General features: G+C 68.2%; 20 protein-coding genes. 10 read left to right on the forward strand and 10 right to left on the reverse strand.

The window, feature by feature from the left end; all coding sequences use genetic code 11:
• The first annotated feature begins 185 nt into the window (after window positions 1-185).
• Window positions 186-2,021, forward strand: coding sequence for a Na/Pi cotransporter family protein (locus HU825_RS06365; RefSeq protein WP_234303149.1), 1,836 nt, complete (start codon window positions 186-188; stop codon window positions 2,019-2,021).
• Here HU825_RS06365 and ggt read toward each other — a convergent pair.
• From ggt to HU825_RS06395, 6 genes are all read right to left on the reverse strand, one after another.
• Entirely contained in the window at window positions 2,005-3,726 is a 1,722-nt protein-coding gene (ggt, locus tag HU825_RS06370) for a gamma-glutamyltransferase (protein ID WP_234303150.1), read from the reverse strand. The two genes, HU825_RS06365 and ggt, sit on opposite strands and share 17 nt — an antisense overlap.
• On the reverse strand, window positions 3,726-3,977 hold the full coding sequence (locus HU825_RS06375) for a YfhL family 4Fe-4S dicluster ferredoxin (protein ID WP_008568547.1): 252 nt from the start codon (window positions 3,975-3,977) through the stop codon (window positions 3,726-3,728). Before HU825_RS06375 ends, ggt begins: the two co-directional genes overlap by 1 nt.
• A gap of 95 nt (window positions 3,978-4,072) precedes the next feature.
• The gene (gene coaD, locus HU825_RS06380; protein WP_043299477.1) at window positions 4,073-4,555 is read right to left on the reverse strand and encodes a pantetheine-phosphate adenylyltransferase; all 483 of its coding nucleotides are present in this window, start codon (window positions 4,553-4,555) and stop codon (window positions 4,073-4,075) included.
• A gap of 106 nt (window positions 4,556-4,661) precedes the next feature.
• Complete coding sequence (locus tag HU825_RS06385) at window positions 4,662-6,257, reverse strand: GMC family oxidoreductase (protein ID WP_234303151.1); 1,596 nt, start codon at window positions 6,255-6,257, stop codon at window positions 4,662-4,664.
• 14 nt (window positions 6,258-6,271) lie between these two features.
• Window positions 6,272-6,802, reverse strand: a complete 531-nt coding sequence (locus HU825_RS06390; RefSeq protein WP_234303152.1) for a twin-arginine translocation pathway signal protein — start codon at window positions 6,800-6,802, stop codon at window positions 6,272-6,274.
• On the reverse strand, window positions 6,802-8,208 hold the full coding sequence (locus HU825_RS06395; RefSeq protein WP_234303153.1) for a coniferyl aldehyde dehydrogenase: 1,407 nt from the start codon (window positions 8,206-8,208) through the stop codon (window positions 6,802-6,804). Before HU825_RS06395 ends, HU825_RS06390 begins: the two co-directional genes overlap by 1 nt.
• 126 nt (window positions 8,209-8,334) lie before the next feature.
• Here HU825_RS06395 and HU825_RS06400 point away from each other — a divergent pair, with 126 nt between their 5' ends.
• The 5 genes from HU825_RS06400 (at window position 8,335) to HU825_RS06420 (ending at window position 14,959) form a co-directional block, all read left to right on the forward strand.
• The gene (locus HU825_RS06400) at window positions 8,335-9,000 is read left to right on the forward strand and encodes a TetR/AcrR family transcriptional regulator (protein ID WP_234303154.1); all 666 of its coding nucleotides are present in this window, start codon (window positions 8,335-8,337) and stop codon (window positions 8,998-9,000) included.
• 136 nt (window positions 9,001-9,136) lie between these two features.
• Window positions 9,137-10,519: a TackOD1 domain-containing metal-binding protein gene (locus HU825_RS06405; protein WP_043299482.1), complete on the forward strand. Its 1,383-nt coding sequence runs from the start codon at window positions 9,137-9,139 to the stop codon at window positions 10,517-10,519.
• Window position 10,520: 1 nt separating this feature from the next.
• Entirely contained in the window at window positions 10,521-11,849 is a 1,329-nt protein-coding gene (locus HU825_RS06410) for a glycosyltransferase family 2 protein (RefSeq protein WP_013984348.1), read from the forward strand.
• Window positions 11,849-13,933, forward strand: coding sequence for a TolC family protein (locus HU825_RS06415; protein ID WP_284692202.1), 2,085 nt, complete (start codon window positions 11,849-11,851; stop codon window positions 13,931-13,933). The genes HU825_RS06410 and HU825_RS06415 overlap by 1 nt, the downstream gene beginning before the upstream one ends.
• Window positions 13,934-13,942: 9 nt before the next feature.
• Entirely contained in the window at window positions 13,943-14,959 is a 1,017-nt protein-coding gene (locus HU825_RS06420) for an HlyD family secretion protein (protein ID WP_234303155.1), read from the forward strand.
• Window positions 14,960-14,965: 6 nt separating this feature from the next.
• Here HU825_RS06420 and HU825_RS06425 read toward each other — a convergent pair whose 3' ends face one another.
• On the reverse strand, window positions 14,966-15,946 hold the full coding sequence (locus HU825_RS06425; protein WP_077682790.1) for a hydrolase: 981 nt from the start codon (window positions 15,944-15,946) through the stop codon (window positions 14,966-14,968).
• Window positions 15,947-16,122: 176 nt separating this feature from the next.
• Here HU825_RS06425 and HU825_RS06430 point away from each other — a divergent pair, with 176 nt between their 5' ends.
• Window positions 16,123-16,527: a hypothetical protein gene (locus tag HU825_RS06430; RefSeq protein ID WP_003286293.1), complete on the forward strand. Its 405-nt coding sequence runs from the start codon at window positions 16,123-16,125 to the stop codon at window positions 16,525-16,527.
• A 40-nt stretch (window positions 16,528-16,567) separates the two neighbouring features.
• On the opposite strand, the gene rsmD is transcribed toward HU825_RS06430, so the two are convergent.
• Genes rsmD through HU825_RS06445 form a run of 3 tightly spaced genes read right to left on the reverse strand, consistent with a single transcriptional unit; the run spans window position 16,568 to window position 20,017 of the window.
• The gene (gene rsmD / locus HU825_RS06435; protein ID WP_234303156.1) at window positions 16,568-17,161 is read right to left on the reverse strand and encodes a 16S rRNA (guanine(966)-N(2))-methyltransferase RsmD; all 594 of its coding nucleotides are present in this window, start codon (window positions 17,159-17,161) and stop codon (window positions 16,568-16,570) included.
• Window positions 17,161-18,672, reverse strand: a complete 1,512-nt coding sequence (locus HU825_RS06440; protein WP_043299487.1) for a M16 family metallopeptidase — start codon at window positions 18,670-18,672, stop codon at window positions 17,161-17,163. The genes rsmD and HU825_RS06440 overlap by 1 nt, the downstream gene beginning before the upstream one ends.
• A complete protein-coding gene (locus tag HU825_RS06445; RefSeq protein ID WP_138300872.1) occupies window positions 18,665-20,017 on the reverse strand; it encodes a M16 family metallopeptidase in 1,353 nt (450 codons plus the stop codon). Before HU825_RS06445 ends, HU825_RS06440 begins: the two co-directional genes overlap by 8 nt.
• A 211-nt stretch (window positions 20,018-20,228) precedes the next feature.
• On the opposite strand from HU825_RS06445, the gene ftsY reads away from it, so the two are divergent.
• Genes ftsY through ftsX form a run of 3 tightly spaced genes read left to right on the forward strand, consistent with a single transcriptional unit; the run spans window position 20,229 to window position 23,208 of the window.
• Window positions 20,229-21,527, forward strand: coding sequence for a signal recognition particle-docking protein FtsY (gene ftsY / locus HU825_RS06450; protein WP_234303157.1), 1,299 nt, complete (start codon window positions 20,229-20,231; stop codon window positions 21,525-21,527).
• On the forward strand, window positions 21,524-22,192 hold the full coding sequence (ftsE, locus tag HU825_RS06455) for a cell division ATP-binding protein FtsE (RefSeq protein WP_008568533.1): 669 nt from the start codon (window positions 21,524-21,526) through the stop codon (window positions 22,190-22,192). Before ftsY ends, ftsE begins: the two co-directional genes overlap by 4 nt.
• Entirely contained in the window at window positions 22,192-23,208 is a 1,017-nt protein-coding gene (gene ftsX / locus HU825_RS06460; RefSeq protein ID WP_054094357.1) for a permease-like cell division protein FtsX, read from the forward strand. The genes ftsE and ftsX overlap by 1 nt, the downstream gene beginning before the upstream one ends.
• The last annotated feature ends 111 nt before the right edge of the window (window positions 23,209-23,319 follow it).

Below are 23,319 nucleotides of genomic sequence, written 5' to 3' on the forward strand. Positions count from 1 at the left end.
CTGCAGGCTGCATTCTCCTGACCACCCCGCCCCGGCCCGCCACCTCGGCGAGGCATCGTCGCCGCATGGCGAATCCCCTAGAATGCCCGGCGGTCGCACGCCGGTGCTGCAGCGGCGACCATCCCTATGTGACCGGCTCGGCCGGTTCTTTCCCTATGGCACGCGGCAGGTAACGAAAAGTACACATGGGCACGTTCAAGAAGCACGTCAGGACATTCCTGATCGTGGCGGGGAGCCTTCTGCTCGGGGCAGCGTTCTGGAGCAGCCAGCCCTGGCTGGAGCTGTGCGCCGGCCTGGCGCTGTTCCTGTTCGGTATGCAGTGCCTGGAGGAAGGGCTGCGCCAGCTGGCCGGTGGCAAGCTCGAACAGCTGTTGGCGCGGACCACCGCGACGCCGTTCAAGGGGCTGCTGTTCGGCGTCGGCGGCACCATGCTGCTGCAGTCGAGCACGCTGGTGTCGCTGTTGACCATCGCCTTCATCAGTACCGGGCTGATCAAGCTGGCCGGCGGCATCCCGATCCTGTTCGGCGCCAATCTCGGCGCCACCAGCGGCATCTGGCTGCTGGCGCTGGCTGGGCACAATCTCAGCCTGTCGCCGCTGGCGCTGCCGCTACTGGTGTTCGGCGTGCTGGCGAGCTTCCTCGGTGACAAGGGCAAGGCGGCCGGGCGCATCGTATTGGGGATCGCCTTTATCTTTCTCGGCATCGATCAGATCAAGGACGGCTTCTCCAGCTTCGGCAGCGACGTGGACATGTCGGCCTACCAGGCCGAGGGGCTGATCGGCCAGCTGCTGTTCGTCGGCATCGGCCTGGCGGCCACGGTGGTGCTGCAGTCCAGTCATGCGACGCTGATGCTGACGCTCGCCGCACTGGGTGCCGGCCAGCTGGCGCTCGGCCCGGCGCTGGCGATTGCCATCGGCGCCAATGTCGGCAGCAGCGTCACCACCGCCTTCGTCGGCTCGCTCGGTGGCAACCGCAGCGGGCAGCGTCTGGCGCTGGCGCACGTGCTGTTCAATGCGCTCACGGCGCTGGTGGCGCTGGTCCTGCTGCTGCCATTGACCGCGCTGGTGCAGGAGGTTGGCCTGGGCGACAACGCGCTGCTGCAGCTGGCGTTGTTCCATACGCTGTTCAACGGGTTGGGCGTGTTGCTGTTCTGGCCGTGGCAGGTGCGTCTGGCGGCGCTGTTGATTCGCCTTCTGCCCGACCGGGTCGAGCCGACGGTGCTGATCACCGAGCTGGCGCAGCCGGACGAACCGCCGCAGCGTACCCGCGCGCGTTACCTCAACGCCCGCGCGCTGGATTCGGCGGATGCCGCCACCTGTGCGGTGGCGCAGGAGCTGCAGCACATGACCCGGCTGAGCCTGGAAGTGATCTGCCATGCGCTGTTCCTGCCGGTGGACCAGCTGATGCGCCAGGGACGCATCGATGACGCACTGATGGCCGCGCCACCGGAGCCCGGTGCGCTGGATGCCGAGCAGCTCTACCAGCGCCACATCAAGGGTGTGTACGCCGACCTGCTGAGCTTCATGGGCCGCCTCGAGGTGCCGCTGGACGAGCAGCACCAGGCGTTCTGGCTGAGCGGCCAGATCGCCGCGTTGCAGCTGGTGGATGCGGTCAAGGACGCCAAGCATCTGCAGAAGAACCTCGGCCAGTACCTACGCCAGGAAGCCTCGACGGTGCGCCGCTCGTACGTCGAGCTGCGCCGCCATCTGCTCGAGGCGCTGCGCGAGCTTCGTGCGCTGACTCATTCGGAGCTGCCGGAGGAGCTGTGGCGCGAGCGGCTGCAATGGCTCGACGAGCGGGCCGCCGAGTTCGACGGCGCGTTTCGCAAGCGCCTGTTCCTCGCCGTGCGCAACCACGATCTGGACGGCCTGCAGACCAGCTCGCTGATGAACGACCTGGGCTACGCCAGCCGCATTATCCAGAGCCTGCGCAATGCCTTGTTGCTGGCCGACGGGCAGGAGCCGATCCGCCAGTTGCGCCAGCTGTCGACCGACGACGGTCCGATCATTCAGCGGCCCTGAGCGGCGACACCAGAAGCGCCCGGCCGATGCCGCGCGGATCGCTGGCGGCGTCGACCGCGCCGCTGCGCTTGTTCCAATAGAGCACCTGCTGGTTGCCGTAATCGCGCTCGATCAGCTTTGGCTGGTGGCCGAGCGCGCGCAGCGCCTGCAGCTGCGCCGGGCTGAAGGTGGCGGCCTCGTACTGCAGCACGTCGGGCAGGTACTGGTGGTGGAAGCGTGGCGCCGCCGGCCAGGCCGACACCGGCTCGCCGTCCAGGTAGGCCAGCACCGAGAGCAACACCATGCTCGGGATGCGGCTGCCGCCGGGCGTGCCGAAGCTGGTGAACTCCCGCTCGCTCTCGATGAAGGTCGGGCTCATGCTCGACAGCGGGCGCTTGCCGCCGGAGATCGCGTTGGCGCTGCTGCCCTTGAGCTGATAAGCGTTGCTGCCGGCGATGTCGGCGGCGAAATCGTCCATTTCATCGTTGAGCAGCACACCGGTGCCGGGCACGGTGAACGCGGCGCCGAACATCATGTTCAGCGACAGGGTGGCCGCCACCGCGTTGCCTTCGGTATCGATCACCGCGAAGTGGGTGGTGTGCTCGCCCTCACGCCAGCGTGGCGCCGGCGGCAGGGCGCTGCTCGGCGTGGCGCGCGCCGGATCGATGCCGGCAGCCTGCGCCTGCAGATAGTCTGCCGACAGCAGCCGCTGCAGCGGCGCGCGGACGAAGTCGGGATCGCCCAGCAGGCCGCGGTCGCGATAGGCGCGGCGCAGCGCCTCGACCACCAGGTGGCTGCGCTGCACCGGCGCGGCGTCGCGCCAGGACAGGTATTCGAGCATGCCCAGGCTCTGCGCGAGGATTACGCCGCCGGCCGAGGGCGGTGGCGCGCCGATCAGCTCGCGGCCGTCAGCCAGCTGGAAACGCAGCGGTGCACGCTCGACGGTCCGGTACTCGGCCAGATCCCGCAGCGTCCAGATGCCGCCGGCGGCGCGCACGCCCTGCACCAGGCGCTCGGCCAGATCACCGCGATAGAAGCCGTCACGGCCTTCGCGTGCCAGACGTTCGAGGGTGGTGGCCAGCTCCGGCTGACGCAGGCGCTGACCCTCGGCCGGCAGCTCGCCGTCACGCAGGAACAGCCGCGCGCTCTCCGCATCGGTGCGCAGCGCATCGAGACGCCAGCTGGCGCGCTGCCGGTAGACCGCGTCGACGCTGAAGCCGTCGCGCGCCAGGGCGATGGCCGGCGCCAGGGTTTGCGCCAGCGGTAACCGGCCGCGCTGCTGCGACAGTTCCGTCAGCGCCGCCGGGGTGCCGGGAATCGCCGCCGCCAGCGCGCCATTGAGCGACAGTTCGCGCTGTACCTCGCCATCGCGCAGGTAGAGATCGGGCGTGGCAGCCAGCGGGGCGCGCTCGCGGGCGTCGAGGAAGCTGAAACGAGCCGGTTCGCCGGCTTCGCGCAGGAGGAAAAAGCCACCGCCGCCGAGGCCCGAGCCATAGGGTTCGACCACTGCCAGCGCAGCGCTGACCGCCACGGCGGCATCGAAGGCGTTACCGCCGGCCTGGAGGATTTCCCGGCCGACTGCGCTGGCCAGCGGGTGCGCGGTGGCAACGGCGCCCTGTGCCGGCGGTTGCGCCTGGGCGCAGAAGGAGAACAGCAGGAGAGCGGCGAGACAGGCCCGCACGCCCTCGCGCAGTGCGCATCGGCGAGCCGGCCGCACCGCGTGCATCAGGCCTTGCCGGTGATGATCAGATATTTCTGCATCAGTTCGTCCTTGCTCTCGACGTTGTTCTCGTCGAGCGGGATGCAGTCGACCGGGCAGACCTGCTGGCACTGCGGCTCGTCATAGTGACCGACGCATTCGGTGCAGAGGTTGGGATCGATGACGTAGATTTCCTCGCCCTGGGAAATCGCGCCGTTCGGGCACTCGGGCTCGCACACGTCGCAGTTGATGCAGTCATCGGTGATTTTCAGGGACATCCAGCGAACTCCTGCCACGGCTCAGGCCGCAGCACAGCAGATAACGACGCGCAATTGTGCCGCATTGGCGGGCCTGCTGCCCACCGGCGGATCCCTCAGCGCTGGCCGAAGCGCACCTTGAGCGCGTCCATCACCGCCGGATGGACGAACTTGGACACGTCGCCCTCGAGCGAGGCGATCTCGCGCACCAGCGTGGAGGAAATATAGGAGTACTTCTCCGACGGCGTGAGAAACAGGCTCTCGACCTCCGGCGCCAGCTGGCGATTCATGTTGGCCAGCTGGAACTCATACTCGAAGTCGGACACCGCGCGCAGGCCGCGCAGCAGCACGTTGGCGTTCTGCTCGCGGACGAAATGCGCCAGCAGCGTGGAGAAGCCCATGACCTCGACGTTCGGCAGGTGCTTGGTGACTTCGCGGGCCAGCTCGACGCGTTGCTCCAGCGGGAACAGCGGATTCTTCTTCGGGTTGGCCGCCACGGCGATGATCACCTGGTCGAACAGCCGGGAGGCGCGCTCCACCAGATCGGCGTGGCCCATGGTGATGGGATCGAAGGTTCCCGGATACAACACTCGATTCATCGCGGCGTCCTGACGCAGGCGTGGGGGTGTGGATGGTAGCGGCTGCGCGTCGGCAGCGTAAAGTCTCAATGGCCGTGCGGCGATCTGCGCGGATAACCTGCCGATCTCAGGCGTTCTGCAAGTCTTCGCTGAGCTGACTGGCGAATTTCGCGCACAGGGCGTAGATCGACAGCTGCGGGTTGGCGCCGATGCTGGTGGGAAACAGCGAGCCGTCGTGAACCGACAGGTTCTCCAGCTGATGATGCCGTCCGCGGCTGTCGACCACCGCCAGGCGCGGATCGTCGCCCATGGCGCAGCCGCCCATCACATGCGCGCTGCCGAGCCGCGTGCGGTAGAGCGCAAGGTCGAGGCGATCGATCAGCTCGCGCGCCGCGCGCGGCGTGCGCACATAATCCGCATCGGCATGCAGCGGCAGCACGGCTCGCGCGCCGGCGGCGAACTGGATCTCGGCCATGCTGTGGAAGGCGCGGCGGATGCCGTCCCAGCTGTAGGCGGTCATGCGGTAATCGAGCACCGGCGTGCCGTCGCTGCGCAGCTCGACGCGGCCTGCGGCGCTGTCCGGGTGAAAGCCATCGCGCTGCAGCGCGATCATCGCGTGAGTGTGCGGTAGCTGCGCCATGCGCAGGGCGTTGTCGATGCCGAAGCGGCCGAACAGGGTCGCCGCCAGCGCCGGATGCAGCGGCGGCACTTCGAGCTTGTAGGACATGCGCCCGCGCGGGCCGTCTTCCCACTGGAAGTGATCCGAATAGATCGACTGCGGTGCACCGTAGAACGGGTTGATGATCTCGTCGAACTGCGCCGCGCAGAAGTTGGTCAGGTGCAGGAAGGTGCGTTTGCCGACGCGCCCGTGCGGGTCCGGTGCGGCGGAGCGCAGCAGCAGCGCCGGGCTGTTGATGCCGCCGCCGGCCAGCACGTAATGCCGCGCCCGGACCTGAATCCGCCGGCCGCTGGGCGCCACGCCGCGCGCATCCATGCCGACGCAGTCGAGCCCGGTGATACGCCCGGCGTCGATCCGCAGGCGCTCGGCGCGGGCCAGATAGAGCAGTTCGCCGCCGTCATCGAGCAGTGCCGGGATGCTGGTGACCAGCATCGACTGCTTGGCGTTGGTCGGGCAGCCCATGCCGCAGTAGCCGAGGTTCCAGCAGCCGCGCACGTTGCGCGGAATCACTGCCCAGCGATAGCCGAGGCGTTCGCAGCCGCGCTGCAGCACCGCGTTGTTGGCATTCGGCGGCATGGCCCACGGCGCGATGCCCAGGCGCTCTTCCATCCGCGCGAACCAGGGCGCCAGCTGCTCCGTGGCAAGGCCGCTGACGGCGTGTTCGCGGGCCCAGTGGTCGAGCGTCTGCGGCGGTGTGCGAAAGCTCGAGGTCCAGTTCACCAGCGTGGTGCCGCCCACCGCGCGGCCCTGCAGGATGGTGATGGCGCCGTCCTTGCTCATGCGCCCGACGCCTTCCTGGTATAGCGAGCGGTAGGCGGTGGATTCCTGCAGATCGAAGTCGCTGCTGGTGCGCAGCGGACCTTCTTCGATCAGCAGCACCTTGAAACCGGCCGCGCTGAGGATTTCCGCGCTGGTGGCGCCACCGGCGCCGCTGCCGATGATGGCGATGTCCGTCTCCAGCGTGAGGTCGCCGGCGAGGCGCGAGCCATCGTGGGTCTGCCAGCCACGGGCGAGGCCGGCGGCAAAGAGGTCGGGGATGGGCATCGTTGCTCCTGAAATCAGACCGTGAGCGGGCCGGGATAGCCGCAATGCGCCCAGGCCTCGGGCCGGCCGTACCAGGCCATCAGCACCAGTTGCAGCAGGACGCCGTGGCCCTGGCGCAGCAGCGCCAGCGGAGCGTTTTGCCAGCGTTGCAGGAAGTCCTGCATGGCCTGGTCGCTCGCCGCGTCCCAGCCGCCCCAGATGCCGGTCAGCGGGCCGCGCGTGATCGGCAGGCTGAGCAGGTCGAACAGCTGCAGCACCTGCGCGGCCAGCGCCGGCGACAGCTGCTGCAGGTTGCGATCGAGGCTGCTCAGCGTGCCCTCGACCACCGCCGGCGCGCTTGGCGCTGCCACCGCGCCGGCCAGCAGCACGGGGATCAGCCGGCGCAGCAGCGGCAGGTCGCTGCTGCGCAACAGGCCGAACTCCGCCGCCGCCAGCTCACGACCGCAGCCGCTCAGGCTGGCGCACAGCCCCGTGGTTGCCAGCAGCGCACCGCCGAGCAAACCGATACGCAGCAGCCCGCGGCGATTCAGTGGCAGGTCGCTCATCAGCGCACCAGCAGGCGGTAGAGCAGCTTCTGCCACCACTTGCCGTAGGGCGGATAGATCAGGCGTGCCGCGTTCAGGCGCGGCTTGCTGAACACGCCGCGGGCCTTGCTGAAGGTCAGGAAGCCTTCGTGCCCGTGATAGTGGCCCATGCCCGATGCGCCGACGCCGCCGAACGGCAGGTCGTCCTGGGCGACGTGCAGCAGGGTGTCGTTCAGGCATACGCCGCCGGACAGCGTGCCATGCAGCACGCGCTGCTGCTCGGCGCGGTCGTAGCCGAAGAAGTACAGCGCCAGCGGCCGCGGCCGGGCGTTGACATAGGCGATGGCCGCGTCGAGATCGTCGTAGGGCACCAGCGGCAGCAGCGGACCGAAGATTTCCTCGTGCATCACGCGCATGTGCTCGTTGACGTCGAGCAGCAGGTGGTGCGCCAGACGGCCCGGCGCGCTGTCCTCGAACAGCGGCAGCACGCGGGCGCCCTTGCTGCGCGCATCGTCCAGATAGTCCCGCAGGCGGGCGAGTTGGCGGGTGTTGATGATCGCGGTGTAGTCCGGGTTGTCCGCCAGGCGGGGCAGCAGGCGGCGCACCGCCGCGCGGTAGGCGTCGGCGAAGTCGTCCAGACGCGCGCGCGGCACCAGCACGTAGTCCGGCGCGACGCAGGTCTGCCCGGCATTGAGTGTCTTGCCGAAGGCGATGCGTTCGGCGGCGTCGGCCAGCGGCACCGTGGCCGAAACGATGGCCGGCGATTTGCCGCCCAGCTCAAGCGTCACCGGGGTGAGATTGTCTGCGGCGGCGTGCATCACGTCGCGACCGATGTGCGTCGCGCCGGTGAACAGCAGATGATCGAACGGCAGCCGCGCGAAGGCCTTGCCGACCTCGACATCGCCGAGCACCACCGCCACCTGATCCTCCGGGAAGACCTGCGCCAGCAGCCGCTGGAGCAGCGCGCCGGTGGCCGGGGTCGACTCGCTCATCTTCAGCATCACCCGGTTACCGGCGGCCAAGGCGCCGACCAGCGGGCCGATGGCCAGATACAGCGGGTAATTCCACGGCACGATGATGCCGACCACGCCCAGCGGCTGATAGATCACCCGCGCGCTGGCCGGCTGGAACGCCAGCCCGACGCGGCGCCGCGACGGTTTCATCCAGCCGCGCAGGTGGCGACGGGCGTAACGGATGCCATGCAGGCTCGGCATGATCTCGGCCAGCAGCGTCTCGTCGGCCGAGCGGTTGCCGAAGTCGGCCGAGATCGCCTCGACCAGTGCCTGCTGGTTGCCCGCCAGCACGTCGCGCAGCGCGTTCAGCCATTGCCGCCGCGTCTGCGCGCAGGGCAGCGGCGCGGCCGCGCAGGCACTGCGCTGCGCGGCGAGGATCTGCTGCAGGTACGCAGCGGGCGTTTCGACAGGCATGGCGGCTCCTGAGGGCGGCGAGAGAGTGTTTTCTAGAGTAATTGCTCTAAAGTGTCAACGCGACTCGCCTGCGCCGGTGCGGGGCTGTACCGTTGCACCCTCGCAGACCCCACGAGACCGACGCCCATGGCGCCCCGAGCAAAGACCCGCGACCGCATCCTCGATGCCAGCCTCGAGCTGTTCAATGCCCAGGGCGAGCGCGGCGTCAGCACTAATCACATCGCGGCGCATCTGGGCATATCGCCGGGCAACCTGTACTACCACTTCGCCAACAAGCAGGCGATCGTCGCCGAGCTGTTCAGGCGTTACGAGGCTCGCATCGACGAGTTCCTGCGCCCGCCGCAACGGGCGTTGACGGTGGCGGACAAGGCCGTCTATCTGGAGGCGCTGCTGGCAGCGATGTGGGACTTCCGTTTCTTGCATCGCGACCTGGAAACGCTACTCGCCGCCGACGAAGCGCTGGCACAGCGCTACCGCGCCTTTGCGGCGCGTTGCCTGGACAACGCGCGGGCGATCTATCAGGGATTCGTCGACGCCGGCATCCTGCGCATGGGCCCCGCCGAGGTCGACGCGCTGGCACTCAATGCCTGGATCATTCTCACTTCCTGGGTACGCTTCCTCGGTACCGTCGGCGAGCCCTCGGTGCAGCTCGGGCCGGGGCAGTTGCGCCGCGGTATCTATCAGCTGCTGGCGCTGGAGATCGGCTTCGTATCGCCGGCTGCTTCGGCGGAAGTCTGCGCGTTGCTGCGCCAGTACCTGTCGGATGGTTGTCAGGGTATTTCGTCGGATTAATGGCGTTCGCGCTGCGCCTGATCAATATTCAAGCGTCGAGGCGACGAATAGCTGGCGAATAACCCTGGAAGAACTCGTAGAATGATGGCAATCAAGTATCACATAGCCATTATCCGGTTTTCCTTCCATGTCCCCCATGCCACGCGTCGCTGTTCTTGGTGCGTCTTCTTCCCCTGTTGTCGGTATCGAATACGAGCGGCACCCCGAGTGGTCCGCGCTCGCGGCGCTGCCGGCGTATGACATCGTTCTGCTCGATCTGCCGGCGGTGCGCGCCGGCGAAGCCTTGCGCAGCCTGCGTATGGACAAGCGTTATCGCTTCAGCCTGATCTATTGCTGCCAGGAGCAGGACGCGTCCTGCAAGGCGCTGAGCGACGGCGCGCCGCCGGCTGATCTGAGCGCCCTGGTGCCGCTCTGGCGGCTCTGGCAGGAGCGCTTCGCGCTGTTCAACCGAGGGGTGGCGCCGGAGCGTTTCGAGTCGCGCGTGCTCGCCTGGCTGTGGTTGCGCCCGCACGGCGCCATCCATGCGGTGCGCGATGCCGGCGTGGCGCAGCACTATCACTATCCGCTGCTGGAGGCGCTGGAGGACGACGAGTCGCCGAACGCCTTCGCCTGGCTACAGCTGATGACCCAGCAGGGCTGGCTGGAAGAGGGTGAGCTGGTCGATCGGGTGCGCCTGTGCGTCGGTTGTGGCTCCGGCCGGTTGAACTACGTGGATGTCTGCCCCGAGTGCCAGACGCTGGAAATCGCCCGTCAGCCGTCGCTGCACTGCTTCACCTGCGGCCACGTCGGCGCCCAGGAGCACTTCCTCAAGGATGGCCTGCTGCTCTGCCCGAACTGTTTCTCGCGCCTGCGTCACATCGGCAGCGATTACGACCGGCCGCTGGAGAACTATCGCTGCCGCAGCTGCCAGGCGTTCTTCGTCGATGCCGAAGTCGAGGCGCGCTGCCTGGACTGTGGCCAGGCCCATGCGCCGGACAAGCTGCGCGTGCGCGAGGTGCGTCACTTCCGCCTCGCCGAGGCCGGGCGATTGCGTTGTCGGCAGGGTTACTCGGCCAGTGTCGCCGAGACCGATCAGTTCGGTGCGCTCAACCTGCTCAACCAGAAGTCCTTCCACGAGCTGCTCAACTGGCAGCTGCAGCTGGTGCGGCGCTACAAGCAGCCGGCGTTCTCCCTGCTGGGGCTGCGGTTCGTCAACCTGGCGGCGACCATCAGCGCACTCGGCGAGCTGCGCGGCCATGCGTTGGTGGACAGCCTGGTGGAGCGTCTGCAGGAAGCCGTGCGCGACACCGATCGCTGCAGCCGGGTCAGCGAAGAGATCCTCTGGATCATGATGCCGCACACCGATGCGGCCGGCTTGGCAGTGGTGCGTAAACGCCTGCAGGAAGGTGCCGAGCGTCTGGCCAGCGAGCAGATCGGCCAGCTGCAGCTGCGTCAGATCGGCTTCACCGCCCCGGCCGACCTGCTCGAACAGGAAGATGCCGCGTTGCTGCTGGCGCGCCTGAACGGGGAGTTGGGCTGAGATGGAGGGTTTCTGGCTGCAGTGGCTGGGGATTCTCGGCGAAATCGACAAGCCCGACGGACTGGGCTATCTGCTGGTGATGCTGTTTCCGGCGTTTCTGCTGCTGGAGGTGCCGCTCAGTCTAGTGATCCTGCTCGGCGTGCTGCGCTGGTTCGTGCGCAAACCCTTCGAACTGCCAGAAGGCAACAGCTACCAGCCGCGCGTGTCCTGCGTGATCACCTGCTACAGCGAAGGTCGCGATGTGCAGACCACGCTGCTCAGCCTGTGCGAGCAGACCTATCGCGGCGAGATCGAGATGATTCCGGTGGTCGACGGCGCGACGGCCAATCACGCGACGATGCAGGCCGTGCGGGATTTTCGCCTCGATGCGCAGCTGTATCCGCGGCGCTTTCTGCGGCCGATCGCCAAGTGGCAGCGCGGTGGCCGGGTTTCGTCGCTGAATGCAGGGCTGGAATACAGCACCGGCGAGATCGTCATGGCGCTGGATGGCGACACCTCGTTCGACAACGACATGGTGGTCAACGTGGTGCGCCATTTCCAGGATCCGGACGTGCCGGCGGTGGCCGGCAGCCTGCGGGTGCGCAATGCCCGTGCCTCGCTGACCACGGCGATGCAGGCGCTGGAATACCTGCTGTCGATCCAGCTGGCCAAGATCGGCCTCAGCGAGTGGAACGTGGTGAATAACGTATCCGGCGCGTTCGGCGCATTTCGTCGCAGCTTTCTGCAGAAAATCGGTGGCTGGGACACCCATACCGCCGAGGATCTGGATATCACCCTGCGCATCAAGAACTACTTCGGCCGCCGGCCGCTGCGCATTCCGTTCGAGCCGTGCGCCATCGGCCATACCGACGCGCCGGTGACGTTCCGCCAGTTCCTCATGCAGCGCCTGCGCTGGGATGGCGATCTGTTCTTCCTCTATGTGCGCAAGCATCGCCACAGCTTCACGCCGCGCCTGCTCGGCTGGCCGAACTTTCTGGTGGTGCTGGTCAGCGGGTTCTTCTTCCAGCTGGTGCTGCCGTTCATCATCCTCGGCTACTTCATCGTCGGACTGTACTCGCTGGCGCTGTCGACCTTTCTCGTGCTCGCCTGGCTGGTCTATCTGGTGTACCTGGCCAACACCCTGTTGGCCTACGTGGTGGCGGTGAGCATGGTGTCCGAACGGCCGCGGCAGGACCTGTGGCTGTGCTGGGTGGTGCCGCTGTTTCCGCTGTTCATGTTCGTCATGCGCTGCTGGAGCGCGGTGGCGATCCTCAACGAAATGATCCGGCGTGGCCATGAGGAAACCTCGATGGCGCCCTGGTGGGTGCTGCGCAAGGCGAAGAGGTTCTGATGCGGCGAGTATTCCTATTGCTGGGTCTGCTGGGACTGGCTTCATCCTGTCTGGCCGAGGTATTGCCACTGCCGGCGCTGCTCGATGGCGCCGACAGCACGCCGCTGTTGCGCGCGGCCGAGGCCGAAGGCGCGGCGCTCGAGGCCTTGCAGCGCCAGCGCGAGGCCGAAGCCGGCTGGCAGTGGTTCGCCTCGGCGGGCACCGGCCGCTACCGTGAGCTGGTGACCGAGGAGGTGCGCGATGACTACTACGGCCGCGATCTGGCGCTCGGCCTGCGCCATCCGCTGCTCGGCAGCCTGAAGCGCCAGCAGGATGCGCTGCGCAGCGTCGAAGACCAGCGCCAACAACAGCAGGCGCGGCTGCAGCTGGCGCGCCTCGAGCAGCGCCTGGCACTGCGTAGCGCCTATGCCGACTGGTGGCGGGCGCAGGAGGAACTGCGCTGGTGCGACGGCATCGCCGCGCCTGCACAACGCGCGCGCGCGCAACTGGCGGCGCGGCTGCGCGAAGGCTGGCTGCTGGCTTCCGAGGCGCGTCTGCAGGACGGTCGCTGGCAGGCGCTGCAGCGCCGCTGTGCCGCCGCCGGGCCGATGCTGGAAGAAACCCGCTACAGCCTGCAGTCGGTGAGTGGACAGACCATCGACGCGCGGCAGCAGGCCGGCGCCGAGGCGCTGGCGAGCGCTGCGCAGCCGTTGGGTGCCTGGTTGCAGCAGCTCGAACGGCATCCGCGGCTACAGGAGCGCCGCGAGCAGCTGCGTCAGGCCGAGCGCAATCGGCAGAGTCCGTGGTATGCGGCGGTCGACTCGAGCTTCAGCGTCGCGCAGAGCTACGAAGACCGCAGCGGCGGCAACGAGCCGGGCAATGGGTTGGTGGCCAGCATCAGCCTGTCGGCCCCTTTCGATCCGCTGGCCTATGGGCGGGCGCGCACTGACGAGGGCGTGGCACGCCACGAGATGGCACTGGCGCAGCTGGATGCCGAGCGTGAGGGGCTGCAGCAGGGGCTCGGCCAGGCGCTGCGCGCGCAGCGCGCGGCCGCCGAAGACCTGTTGCAGGCGCGTCAGCAGCTGGAAACGGCGGCGCTGGCCACGCGCGAGCAGCGTCTGCGGCGCGCTGGCGATGTCGATCAGGCTTGGCTGGGCAGCCTGGCGGCCGAGCTGGAGCATGCCTACGCCGGATTGCGCCTGATCGCCGCCTGGCACGGGTTGTGGCTGCGGGAAGCGGCTCTGCACCTGTTCGTCGACGACAGCGTGGCGCACGCGCCGCTGCTGGGGCCGGGCACGCTCGACTGGCAGGCACCGCAGGCCGAGGCGCGCACCTCGGCGGCGCCCCGTGCCGCGCGTTGGCAGCAGGGTGTCTACGTCTGGAAGAGTCACGCGCTGCTCGATGAACAGCGCCGCGCCGAGGCACTCGCGCAGCTGCGCGTGGCCGGCATGCAGCGCCTCTATCTCGGCCTCGACGCCACCCAGGTGGCGCAGCCGGAGCGCCTGCGCGGTCAGTTGCGCGGGTTGCTCGGTGCCGCGCGCGAGCAGGGCTTCGAGGTGCTGCTGCTGCTCGGCGATCCGCACTGGTTGCAGGCCGACGGTCGCCAGGGATTGCTCGATCTGCTCGGCGATCTGCGCGCGTTGCCGTTCGCCGGTCTGCATCTGGATCTGGAGGTCGAGCAGCTCGGCTGGCCGGTGCCCGAGGCGCGGCTGCGCGACTGGATGGACACGCTGACGGCGGTCGCCGGTGTCAGCCCCTGGCCGCTCGAACTGTCCAGCCATCACCGCTGGTTCGCTGCGCCGCGCGCCGGCGAATACTGCGTGCCCTGCGAGCTGCGCCAGCGCGGCGTGCGCCAGGTCAGCCTGATGATCTACACCCGCAACGCCGCACGCAGCGCCGAGCTGACGGAGGCTATCGCACGCCGCTGGCCGGGGCTGTCGTTCCGCCTGGCGCAAAGCGTGGAACCGCAGCTGGCCGCCGAGGAAAGCTGGAGTGCTGCCTCGCGCGCGCAACTGCAGGCGCAGACCGAGCGCTGGCGCCAGCAGTTGCAGCCACAGGCCGTCGTCGGCATCGACTGGCAGGACTGGTCTCACTACCCCCATTGAGCACATCGCATGAAGATCAAATTCTCCAGCGCCAAGGAGCAACAACCCACCCAGGAGCAGGGCCTGCAGGTGCTCTATGCGCCGGGCAAGCGCCTGGCCTTCCGGCTGCGTTGGTACCTCATTCTGCTCGCGGTACTCAGTCCGTTGCTGTGGTTGATCGGCCGCTGGGTGCTCACGCTGTGGCTGATCGAGGCGCCGGCGCAGCTGCATCTGCCGGGCAGCGAGCTGCGCGCGCGTGACGCCGCGCAGGTCCAGCAACTGCTGGTACAGCCGGGGCAGCGGGTCACGGCCGGCGAGCTGCTGGTACGTCTGGATAACCCGGAATGGCGCGCGCGGCGCTTCCTGCTGCAGGCGGCGAGCGCACCGACGGAAAGCCCGAACGCCGCGAGCCTGGCAGCCGAACGTGCGCTGCTGCAGGCGTCGCTGGCGGGCGCCGAAGCGCGCGTGCGGCAGGTCCGGCGACTGCTCGATGCTGGCGCGGCGACCCGTGGCGAGTTGCTGGCGGCGACCGATCTGCGTGATGCGCGGCTGCGCGAGCTGTATCAGCTGGAGCAGCGGCGCCAGCCGGAGGCCGGCCCCGAGCAGCGCCAGCGTGATCTGGAGCTGGCCTGGCTGGACAGCCGTTTGCAGGGGCTGGAACTGCGCGCCGAGAACGATGGCCGCGTCGGCGAAATCCTCGTCGCGCCCGGCGAGAACGTCGGACCGGGCACACCGCTGCTGCGCGTGGAAAGCGACGGCGAACCGCAGGTGTGGGTCTATCTCGACCCGCGGCATGCCGCCGAGGCCATGCCCGGCAAGTCGCTGACGCTGATTTTCCCGGACCACAGCCAGCGGCAGGCGGTGGTGATCCAGGCGGTGGACGACGCCGCGCCGGTGCCGGTCGAGCTGCGCCCGCCGTTCAGCGCACCGACGCGCAGCCTGCGGGTGATTGCGCGGGTGCAGGACGGGCTGCCGCCGGAGTGGCGCATCGACCGGCTCGGCCTCAAGGCACGATTCCCCCACGCGTGGCTGCCGTTCGGCGGCTAAGCGCGCCTAGACGTCAGCCAGCCACTGCGGAATGCGCCGCTCCAGGTAGTAGCGCGGGCGGCGCGGTGTGCCCTCGATGAAGCCGACATGCCCGCCGTGGGCGTGCAACTCCAGCGTGGTGGTCGGTGACAGTTCGCTGGGTTCCGGCACGCTGTGGCGGAACACGAAGGGGTCATCGGCGGCCTGGATCAGCAGTGTCGGGATCGCGATGTCGGGCAGGAAATAGCGGCTCGACGCACGCCGGTAGTAGTCCTGGGCGTCCCGGTAGCCGTGCAGCGGCGCGGTGATGCGGCCGTCGAAATCCCAGAAGGTGCGCATGCCGTCGAGCGTGCCCAGGCCGCTGAGCGTGGCCAGGTGCTGCTGCAGATCGCGTTCGCGGAACAGCCGTTGCTTGTCCTTCACGTAGGCGACCATCGCCTTCATGAAGTGCGCCTGATAGAGGCGCGAGAAACCCAGGCCGATGCGGTCGGCGCACTGGTCCAGACGGAACGGCACCGAAACCGCGACGGCCTTGCGCAGCGGGCTGCTGACGCCGCTTTCGCCGAGGTACTTGAGCAGCACGTTGCCGCCCAGCGAATAGCCGACCGCGTGCAGCGGCGCCAGCGGGCGGCTGGCCTGCAGGTGAGCGATGACTTCGCCGAGGTCGTCGCTGGCGCCGGAATGGTAGGCACGCGGCAGCAGGTTGGGCTCGCCCGAGCAGCCGCGCCAGTTGATCGCCACGCTGGCCCAGCCGCGCGCGGCCAGCTGCTGCTGCAGGCCGAGCACGTACAGCGAGCTGGACGAGCCGGTGAGCCCATGCAGCACCAGCACCAGCGGCGCCGCAGCGTCGTGCGGGCCGTGCCAGTCGAGGTCGATGAAGTCGCCATCGGCCAGCCACAGCCGTTCGCGCCGTCGCGCGAGTGCCGGCGCGCTGCGCAGGAACGGGTTCCACAGGGTCTGCAGATGCGGCCCCGGCAGCCACCAGGCGGGTTGGAAGAGGTCGGTCACGGTTGCTCGCAGCGCATGGGTTGGCTCGACGTTAGTGCCCGCCGTGGGCAATGAACAGCACCATGTGCGGCTTGAATGGTGCCGGCCTTTCGGCGGACGTATACCTTTGGAGATATGGCCAGCGCGCCGCCGCGGGTAAACAGTGCACGGTGAATCCGCAGCCTGGAAACCAAGCCATGACCACCACCCCGTTCGATGAACTCCTGAATGCCGCGCGGCAGGAACGCGAGCCGCAGCGGCTGCTGTTCGTTTTCGTCACGGCGGAACTGCCTGACGACGCCACCGAGGAGGAGCGCCAGCGCTTCGAGGAGAATGCCGGCGGCTCGCTCAAGCCGGTGCTCTGCGTCGACAAGCTGCCCGAGGAGCTGAGCAGCTTCGCCGCGCTGCGCGAGGAGTCGCGGCGTACCGGCGTGGCCTGGGACCTGTTCTTCGCCGCCGCACTGCCGGGGCTGGCCGGCATCACGCCCGGCTCGGACGACGCCGAGGAGCCGCTGAAGATGATGGTCGCTGCCATCGAGACCGGCAACATCGGTCGCTTCCTGGCGTTCGACCGCGACGGGCAGACGGTCGACTTCTACTGAACCGCACGGTGCCGCGCGTCCGCAGCGGCAGCTGATCCGCTCAGGCCGTGCGCTCCCACAGCGCGTAGTACACCTTGCCGGCCTTCTTCTCGCGATGCAGGCGCCAGTTGGCCGGCAGCCCCAGGCTCGACGGCGCCGCTTCGCTTTCGGTGTAGATCCAGGCGCGCTCGGCCAGCCAGCCCTTGTCTTCGAGCAGCGTGCACGCCGGTTGCAGCAGGTTCTTGTTGAACGGCGGATCGAGGAACACCAGATCGAACGGCGTCGGCGTCTGGGTTTCCAGGTAGCGCAGGGCATCGCTCTGCAGCAGCTGGCCGTTGCCGCAGTTGAGCGTGTCCAGGTGCTTGCGCAGGCTGGCGATGGCGTTGGCGTTGAGGTCCAGCGCCAGCGCCATGCCGGCGCCGCGCGACAACGCCTCGAGATAGAGTGCGCCGCTGCCGGCGAACGGGTCGAGCACCCGCGCGCCGGAGAGGTACGGCATCAGCCAGTTGAACAGCGTTTCGCGCACGCGGTCGGGCGTTGGCCGCAGCCCTTCGGCATCGGGAAAGCTGAAGCGGCGCGAGCGCCAGTCGCCGCCGATGATGCGTAGCTGGCCCTGGCCGCCATGGGCGCTGGGTCGAATCGGTGGGTTGGCCATCAATGCTCCGGAACCGCGCTGGGCTGTTCGACAGGTCGTTCGGTAGGCGGCGGCAGCGGTTGCTGCTCGACGCTGGGGCCGGCGGTGACGATGACGAAACCGTCGGGCTGCAGGTGCTTGTTCATCGCTGCCTTGACCTGTTCGACTGTCAGCGTCTGGATTTCACCCATGAAATCTTCCAGGTAGGTCAGCGGCAGGTCGTAGAAGCCGATACTGCCGAGCTGGCCGACGATGTCGGCGTTGCTCGCCGTCGAGAGCGGGAAGCTGCCGGCGATCTCGCGCTTGCTGCGTTCCAGCTCGGCCTCGGTCGGGCCTTCGGCAAGGTAGTCGCGTACCAGCTGCTGCACCAGCTGCAATGAGCCGTCGGTCAGTTCGGCGCGGGTCTGCATGCTGATCATGAACGGTCCGGCGGCGCGCATCGGGCTGAAGCCTGAGTAGATGCCGTAGGTCAGCCCGCGCTTCTCGCGCACCTCTTCCATCAGCCGGGTGCCGAAACCGCCACCGCCGAGGATCTGATTGCCCAGATAGAGCGCCGCATAGTCCGGGTGGCCGCGCGGAATGCCGAGCTGAGCCAGCAGCAGGTGGGTCTGGTTGGACGGGTATTCGATGTGGTGCTTGCCGGCCGGTGGTGCCTCGGGCACCGGGGTCGCCGGCAATGCCGGGCCCTGCGGCAGCGCGGCGGACACCTGCGCGGCGACGGCCTCGGCCTGGGTACGGTCGAGATCGCCGACCAGCGCGATCACCAGATTGCCGGCGGCATAGGCACGGGCATGGAACTCGCGCAGCTGCTGCACGCCGATGCCCGGTACCGACTCGGCGGTGCCTTCGCTGGAATGCGCGTAAGGATGCTCGCCGTAGAGTTGCTCGAACAGTTCGAGGCTGGCCAGTTTGCCGGGGTTCTGCTTCTGGAACTCGAAGCCGGCCAGCAGCTGGTTCTTGATCCGCTGCAGCGAATCCTCCGGGAAGGTCGGGCGGCCGACCACTTCGCTGAACAGCTCGAGCGCTGCCGTGCGCTTGTCCGCAGCGCTCAGGCTGCGCAGGCTGGCCACCGCCATGTCGCGGTAGGAGCCGTTGCTGAAATCAGCGCCGAGCCCCTCGAAGCCCTGGGCAATGGCGGTGACATCCTTGCCGGCGACGCCTTCGTTGAGCATCGCGTTGGTCAGCAGGGCGAGCCCTGGTGTGCCAGCGTCCTGACTGCTGCCGGCGGCGAAGGTCAGCCGCAGGTCGAACATCGGCAGCTCGTGGGCCTCGACGAACAGCACCTTGGCGCCTTCGGCGGTCTGCCAGGTCTGGATGTCGAGTTTGCGCCGCGCCAGTGGCTGCCCGTCGAGGCTGGCCAGCGACTGCAGACGCGGTGCATCGCTGTCGGTCGCCGCCGGGCGGGCCTCGGTCGTCGTCGGCGCCGCCTGGGGTGGCGGGACGGGAGCGTCCTGATCGCAGCCGGTCAGGGCCAGGCAGGCGGCCAGCAGCAGGCCGGACAGGTCGCGGCGCAGGGTGCGGGAGTCATTCATCGGCGCTCTCCTCGGGCAGCACGTGGGCGACGCTCAGGCGCGTAGGGGTGAAGTAGGTGCGCGCCGCCTGCTGGATGTCCTCGGGGGTGACGGCCTCCAGCGCGGCCAGCTCGTCGTCCATCAGTCGCCAGGACAGGCCGACGGTTTCCAGCTGGCCGATGGTGGTGGCCTGCTGGGTGATCGAGTCGCGTTCGTAGACCAGCCCGGCGATCACCTGGGCACGTACGCGCTCCAGTTCCTCGCGGCTCGGCGCGTTCTGCTTGAGCAGGTCCAGCTCGGCCCACAGGCGGCTTTCGACATCGGCCAGGCTGTGGCCCTTCTGCACGTTGGGCACCGCCGAGAGCATGAACAGGCTGTCGCCGCGGGCGTAGGCGTTGTACCAGGCGGAGGCGCTGGTCACCAGCTCCTCGCCGCGCTCCAGGCGTTCCGGCAGGCGCGCGCTGTAGCCGCCGTCGAGCAGCGCGGCGATCAGGCGCAGGGCGTGGATCTGGCGCGCGTCCGCCTCGGTCGACAAGCTCGGCACGTTGAACGCCATCAGCAGGCTCGGCAGCTGCGTGTTGACGTGCAGCTGCAGGCGCCGCTCGCCGGGTTGGTCCAGCTCCAGCGGCGCCTTGGCCGACGGCAGCGGACGCTTGGCGATCGGGCCGAAGTAGCGCTCGGCCAGGCCGCGCACCTCGTCCTGGGTCACGTCGCCGACCACCACCAGGGTGGCGTTGTTCGGCGCGTACCACTGCTCGTACCAGGCGCGCAGCTCGTCGGCCTGCATGCGTTCGAGATCGGCCATCCAGCCGATGGTCGGGTTGCGGTAGCCGCTGGCCGGGTAGGCGACGGTCTTGAAGCGCTCGAAGGCCAGTGCATTGGGCTTGTCGTCGGTGCGCAGGCGACGCTCTTCCTTGATCACCTCGATTTCGCGGGTGAATTCCTCGGCCGGCAGCTTGAGGCTGGCCAGGCGATCGGCTTCCAGTTCGAAGGCCACTGCCAGGCGATCACGCGCCAGCACTTGGTAATAGGCGGTGTAGTCGTCGCTGGTGAAGGCGTTTTCCTCGGCACCCAGCTCGCGCAGGATGCGTGAGGCTTCGCCGGGACCGAGCTTGCGGCTGCCCTTGAACATCATGTGTTCGAGCGCGTGCGAAAGACCGGTCTGGCCGGGCGTCTCGTAGCTGGAGCCGACCTTGTACCAGAGCTGGGAGACCACCACCGGCGCGCGGTGGTCCTCGCGCACGATCACCTTCAGGCCGTTATCGAGGAAGAATTCGTGGGTCGGCTGGCTGTCGGTCGCGGCGACCAGCGGCAGGTACAGCGCGCCGAGCAACAGGGCCGCAGCGCGGCGTAACGTCAGGTGCATAGCAGGTTTCCCGGGTCAATGGCGCCGAAGCGGCCGGCAGGGCGGGCAAAGCGCCGAACATGGTACTGGCGAGGGCGGAACAGGCAAAGCGCGCAGTGCCGTGGGGCCTGTGGCCGTGCTTAGCGCACCCCGGCGGGGAGGTGCTAGGATAGCGCCCGTCCAGCCGGCGGCGTGGCTGCCGGCGTTTCGCATCCTTGAGAATATCTTCTCCATGTTTGGTTCAAACGACGACAAGAAGACGCCGGCCGAGCCCGGCGAGAAGAAGGGCCTGTTCGGCTGGCTGCGCAAGAAGCCGCAGGCGCCGGCCGCCGAACCGCCGGCCAGCGAGCCGCCGGAAGACAGCCAGCCACTGGCCGAACACGCGGATATCCAGGCGGCCGAGACGGCCGAGGCACTCGCCGTACAGTCTGAGCGCACTGCCGAGCCGGAGCCGCCCATTGCGTCCGCAGTACCCGTTCTCGCAGAGCCCGTTCCCCCAGAACCCGAGCCAGAGGCCGAACCAGAACCCGAGCCTGCGCTCGAAGTGCAGCCCGAACCGCAGCCGGTCGCTGCCGCGCTGGCGCCCGAGGCTCCGGCCAAGCTGGGCTTCTTCGCCCGCCTGCGCCAGGGCCTGTCGAAGACCAGCGCCAGCATCGGCGAGGGCATGGCCAGCCTGTTCCTCGGCAAGAAGGCCATCGACGACGACCTGCTGGAAGAGCTGGAAACCCGCCTGCTGACCGCCGATGTCGGCGTCGAGGCCACTGGCGTGATCATGCAGAACCTCACCCGGCGCGTGTCGCGCAAGGAACTGGCCGACAGCGGCGCGCTTTACAAGGCGCTGCAGGAAGAGCTGGCGAGCCTGCTGCAACCGGTCGAGCAGCCGCTGATCATCGATAGCCAGGCGCGGCCCTACGTGATTCTCGTGGTCGGCGTGAACGGCGTCGGCAAGACCACCACCATCGGCAAGCTGGCGCGCAAGCTGCAACAGGAGGGCAAGAAGGTCATGCTCGCCGCCGGTGACACCTTCCGCGCCGCCGCCGTCGAGCAGTTGCAGGTGTGGGGCGAGCGCAACAACATCGCGGTGATCGCCCAGCACACCGGCGCCGACTCGGCCTCGGTGATCTTCGATGCGGTGCAGGCCGCCAAGGCGCGCGGCATCGACGTGCTGATCGCCGACACCGCCGGCCGCCTGCACACCAAGGACAACCTGATGGAGGAGCTGAAGAAGGTCCGTCGGGTCATCGGCAAGCTCGACGAGACGGCGCCGCACGAGGTGCTTCTGGTACTCGACGCCGGCACCGGGCAGAACGCGATCAACCAGACCCGCCAGTTCAACCAGGCGGTCGAGCTCACCGGGCTGGCGCTGACCAAGCTTGACGGCACCGCCAAGGGCGGAGTCATCTTCGCCCTGGCCAAGCAGTTCGGCACGCCCATCCGCTACATCGGCGTTGGCGAGGGTATCGATGATCTGCGCACCTTCGAGGCGGATGCCTTCGTGCGGGCGCTGTTCGGCCAGCAGGACGGCAAATGATCCGTTTCGAGCAGGTCGGCAAACGCTACCCCAACGGCCACGTCGGGCTGCACGAGCTGTCCTTCCACGTGCAGCGCGGCGAGTTTCTCTTCGTCACCGGCCATTCCGGCGCCGGCAAGAGCACGCTGCTGCGCCTGCTGCTGGCGATGGAACGGCCGACCAGCGGCAAGCTGCTGCTAGCCGGACAGGACTTGTCGCGTATCACCACGGCGCAGATTCCGTTCCTGCGCCGGCAGATCGGCGTGGTGTTCCAGAACCACCAGCTGCTGTTCGATCGCACGGTATTCGACAACGTCGCGCTGCCGCTGCAGATTCTCGGGCTGAACAAGCGCGAGATCGGTCAGCGGGTGATGACCGCGCTGGAGCGCGTCAGTCTCAAGGACAAGGCGCTGCAGTACCCGGCGGATCTCTCCACCGGTCAGCAGCAGCGTGTCGGCATCGCCCGTGCCGTGGTGCATCGGCCGGCGCTGCTGCTGGCCGACGAACCCACCGGCAACCTCGACCCGCGACTGGCGGCCGAGATCATGGGCGTGTTCGAGGACATCAACCGCCTCGGCACCACGGTATTGATCGCCAGTCACGATCTGGCGCTGATCGCGCGCATGCGCCATCGCATGCTGACGCTGCAGCGTGGTCGCCTGATCGGCGACGGGGAGGCCAGCTGATGAGCGACGAACGCAAAGCCAAATCCAATACCAGCGCGGCCGAGCGCGTCGGCGGCTCGGTGAAGAAAGCCGAGCACAGGAGCGACGAGCCGGATTTCCAGACGCTGCTGCATGCCTGGCTGGAAAGCCATCGCGCCAGTCTGGTGGACAGCGTCAGCCGCTTGTTCAAGCAGCCGATCGGCAGTTTCTTCACCTGTCTGGTAATGGCGGTGGCGCTGAGCCTGCCGATGGGGCTGGCGCTGCTGCTGGACAACGTCGAACGGCTAGGCGGGTCATGGCAGCGCGCGGCGCAGATCTCGCTGTTTCTTGAGCTGGATGTCGACGCGGCACGCGGCGAGAAGCTACGCGACGAGGTGGCGGCGCTACCCGATGTCGCCGAGGCGACGTGGATCAGCCGCGAGGCGGCGCTGGAGGAATTCCAGCAACTGTCCGGGCTCGGCGAGGCACTCAAGGAACTACCGGAAAACCCGCTGCCCGGCGTGGTGGTGGTCACGCCCGAGGAAGTCGACAAGGACAAGCTCGAAGCCCTGCGTACGCGGCTCGCGGCACTGCCTGGCGTCGAGCAGGCGCAGCTCGACCTGCTGTGGGTGGAGCGGCTGACGGCAATCCTCAAACTCGGCGATCGTTTCGTTTTCGGTCTCAGCCTGCTGCTGATCGCGACGCTGCTGCTGGTGATCGGCAACACCATCCGCCTGCATATCGAGAACCGTCGCACCGAGATCGAGGTGGTCAAGCTGGTTGGCGGCACGGACGGCTACGTGCGCCGCCCGTTCCTCTACATGGGCGCGCTCTACGGTCTGGGCGCCGGCCTCATCGCCTGGCTGCTGCTGGCCTACGGCCTGGGCTGGCTGAACGAGGCGGTAACGCGGCTGGCGGGGCTCTATGGCAGCGATTTCGGCCTGTCCGGAGTGCCTTCGGGCGACGCCCTGTCGCTGGTGATCGGTGCCGTGCTGCTGGGCTATATCGGGGCCTGGCTGGCGGTGGCGAGGCATTTGAGCGAATTGGCTCCGCGCTGATAACTCGTTGATATATAAGCGCTTATCGGTAACGTAAGTGAACTTTTCGGTGTGCTTGAAGTCTCATGCGGCAATGCTAAACTGCTGCAGCTTCACTATCGGAGGAACTGC

The organism is Pseudomonas phenolilytica, assembly GCF_021432765.1.
Classification (GTDB): Bacteria; Pseudomonadota; Gammaproteobacteria; order Pseudomonadales; family Pseudomonadaceae; genus Stutzerimonas; species Stutzerimonas phenolilytica.

Coding starts and splice junctions, on each gene's coding strand:
- HU825_RS06365 (WP_234303149.1), top strand. CDS start 186: ATGGGCACGTTCAAGAAGCACGTCAGGACATTCCTGATCGTGGCGGGG.
- ggt (WP_234303150.1), bottom strand. CDS start 3,726: ATGCACGCGGTGCGGCCGGCTCGCCGATGCGCACTGCGCGAGGGCGTG.
- HU825_RS06375 (WP_008568547.1), bottom strand. CDS start 3,977: ATGTCCCTGAAAATCACCGATGACTGCATCAACTGCGACGTGTGCGAG.
- coaD (WP_043299477.1), bottom strand. CDS start 4,555: ATGAATCGAGTGTTGTATCCGGGAACCTTCGATCCCATCACCATGGGC.
- HU825_RS06385 (WP_234303151.1), bottom strand. CDS start 6,257: ATGCCCATCCCCGACCTCTTTGCCGCCGGCCTCGCCCGTGGCTGGCAG.
- HU825_RS06390 (WP_234303152.1), bottom strand. CDS start 6,802: ATGAGCGACCTGCCACTGAATCGCCGCGGGCTGCTGCGTATCGGTTTG.
- HU825_RS06395 (WP_234303153.1), bottom strand. CDS start 8,208: ATGCCTGTCGAAACGCCCGCTGCGTACCTGCAGCAGATCCTCGCCGCG.
- HU825_RS06400 (WP_234303154.1), top strand. CDS start 8,335: ATGGCGCCCCGAGCAAAGACCCGCGACCGCATCCTCGATGCCAGCCTC.
- HU825_RS06405 (WP_043299482.1), top strand. CDS start 9,137: ATGCCACGCGTCGCTGTTCTTGGTGCGTCTTCTTCCCCTGTTGTCGGT.
- HU825_RS06410 (WP_013984348.1), top strand. CDS start 10,521: ATGGAGGGTTTCTGGCTGCAGTGGCTGGGGATTCTCGGCGAAATCGAC.
- HU825_RS06415 (WP_284692202.1), top strand. CDS start 11,849: ATGCGGCGAGTATTCCTATTGCTGGGTCTGCTGGGACTGGCTTCATCC.
- HU825_RS06420 (WP_234303155.1), top strand. CDS start 13,943: ATGAAGATCAAATTCTCCAGCGCCAAGGAGCAACAACCCACCCAGGAG.
- HU825_RS06430 (WP_003286293.1), top strand. CDS start 16,123: ATGACCACCACCCCGTTCGATGAACTCCTGAATGCCGCGCGGCAGGAA.
- rsmD (WP_234303156.1), bottom strand. CDS start 17,161: ATGGCCAACCCACCGATTCGACCCAGCGCCCATGGCGGCCAGGGCCAG.
- HU825_RS06440 (WP_043299487.1), bottom strand. CDS start 18,672: ATGAATGACTCCCGCACCCTGCGCCGCGACCTGTCCGGCCTGCTGCTG.
- HU825_RS06445 (WP_138300872.1), bottom strand. CDS start 20,017: ATGCACCTGACGTTACGCCGCGCTGCGGCCCTGTTGCTCGGCGCGCTG.
- ftsY (WP_234303157.1), top strand. CDS start 20,229: ATGTTTGGTTCAAACGACGACAAGAAGACGCCGGCCGAGCCCGGCGAG.
- ftsE (WP_008568533.1), top strand. CDS start 21,524: ATGATCCGTTTCGAGCAGGTCGGCAAACGCTACCCCAACGGCCACGTC.
- ftsX (WP_054094357.1), top strand. CDS start 22,192: ATGAGCGACGAACGCAAAGCCAAATCCAATACCAGCGCGGCCGAGCGC.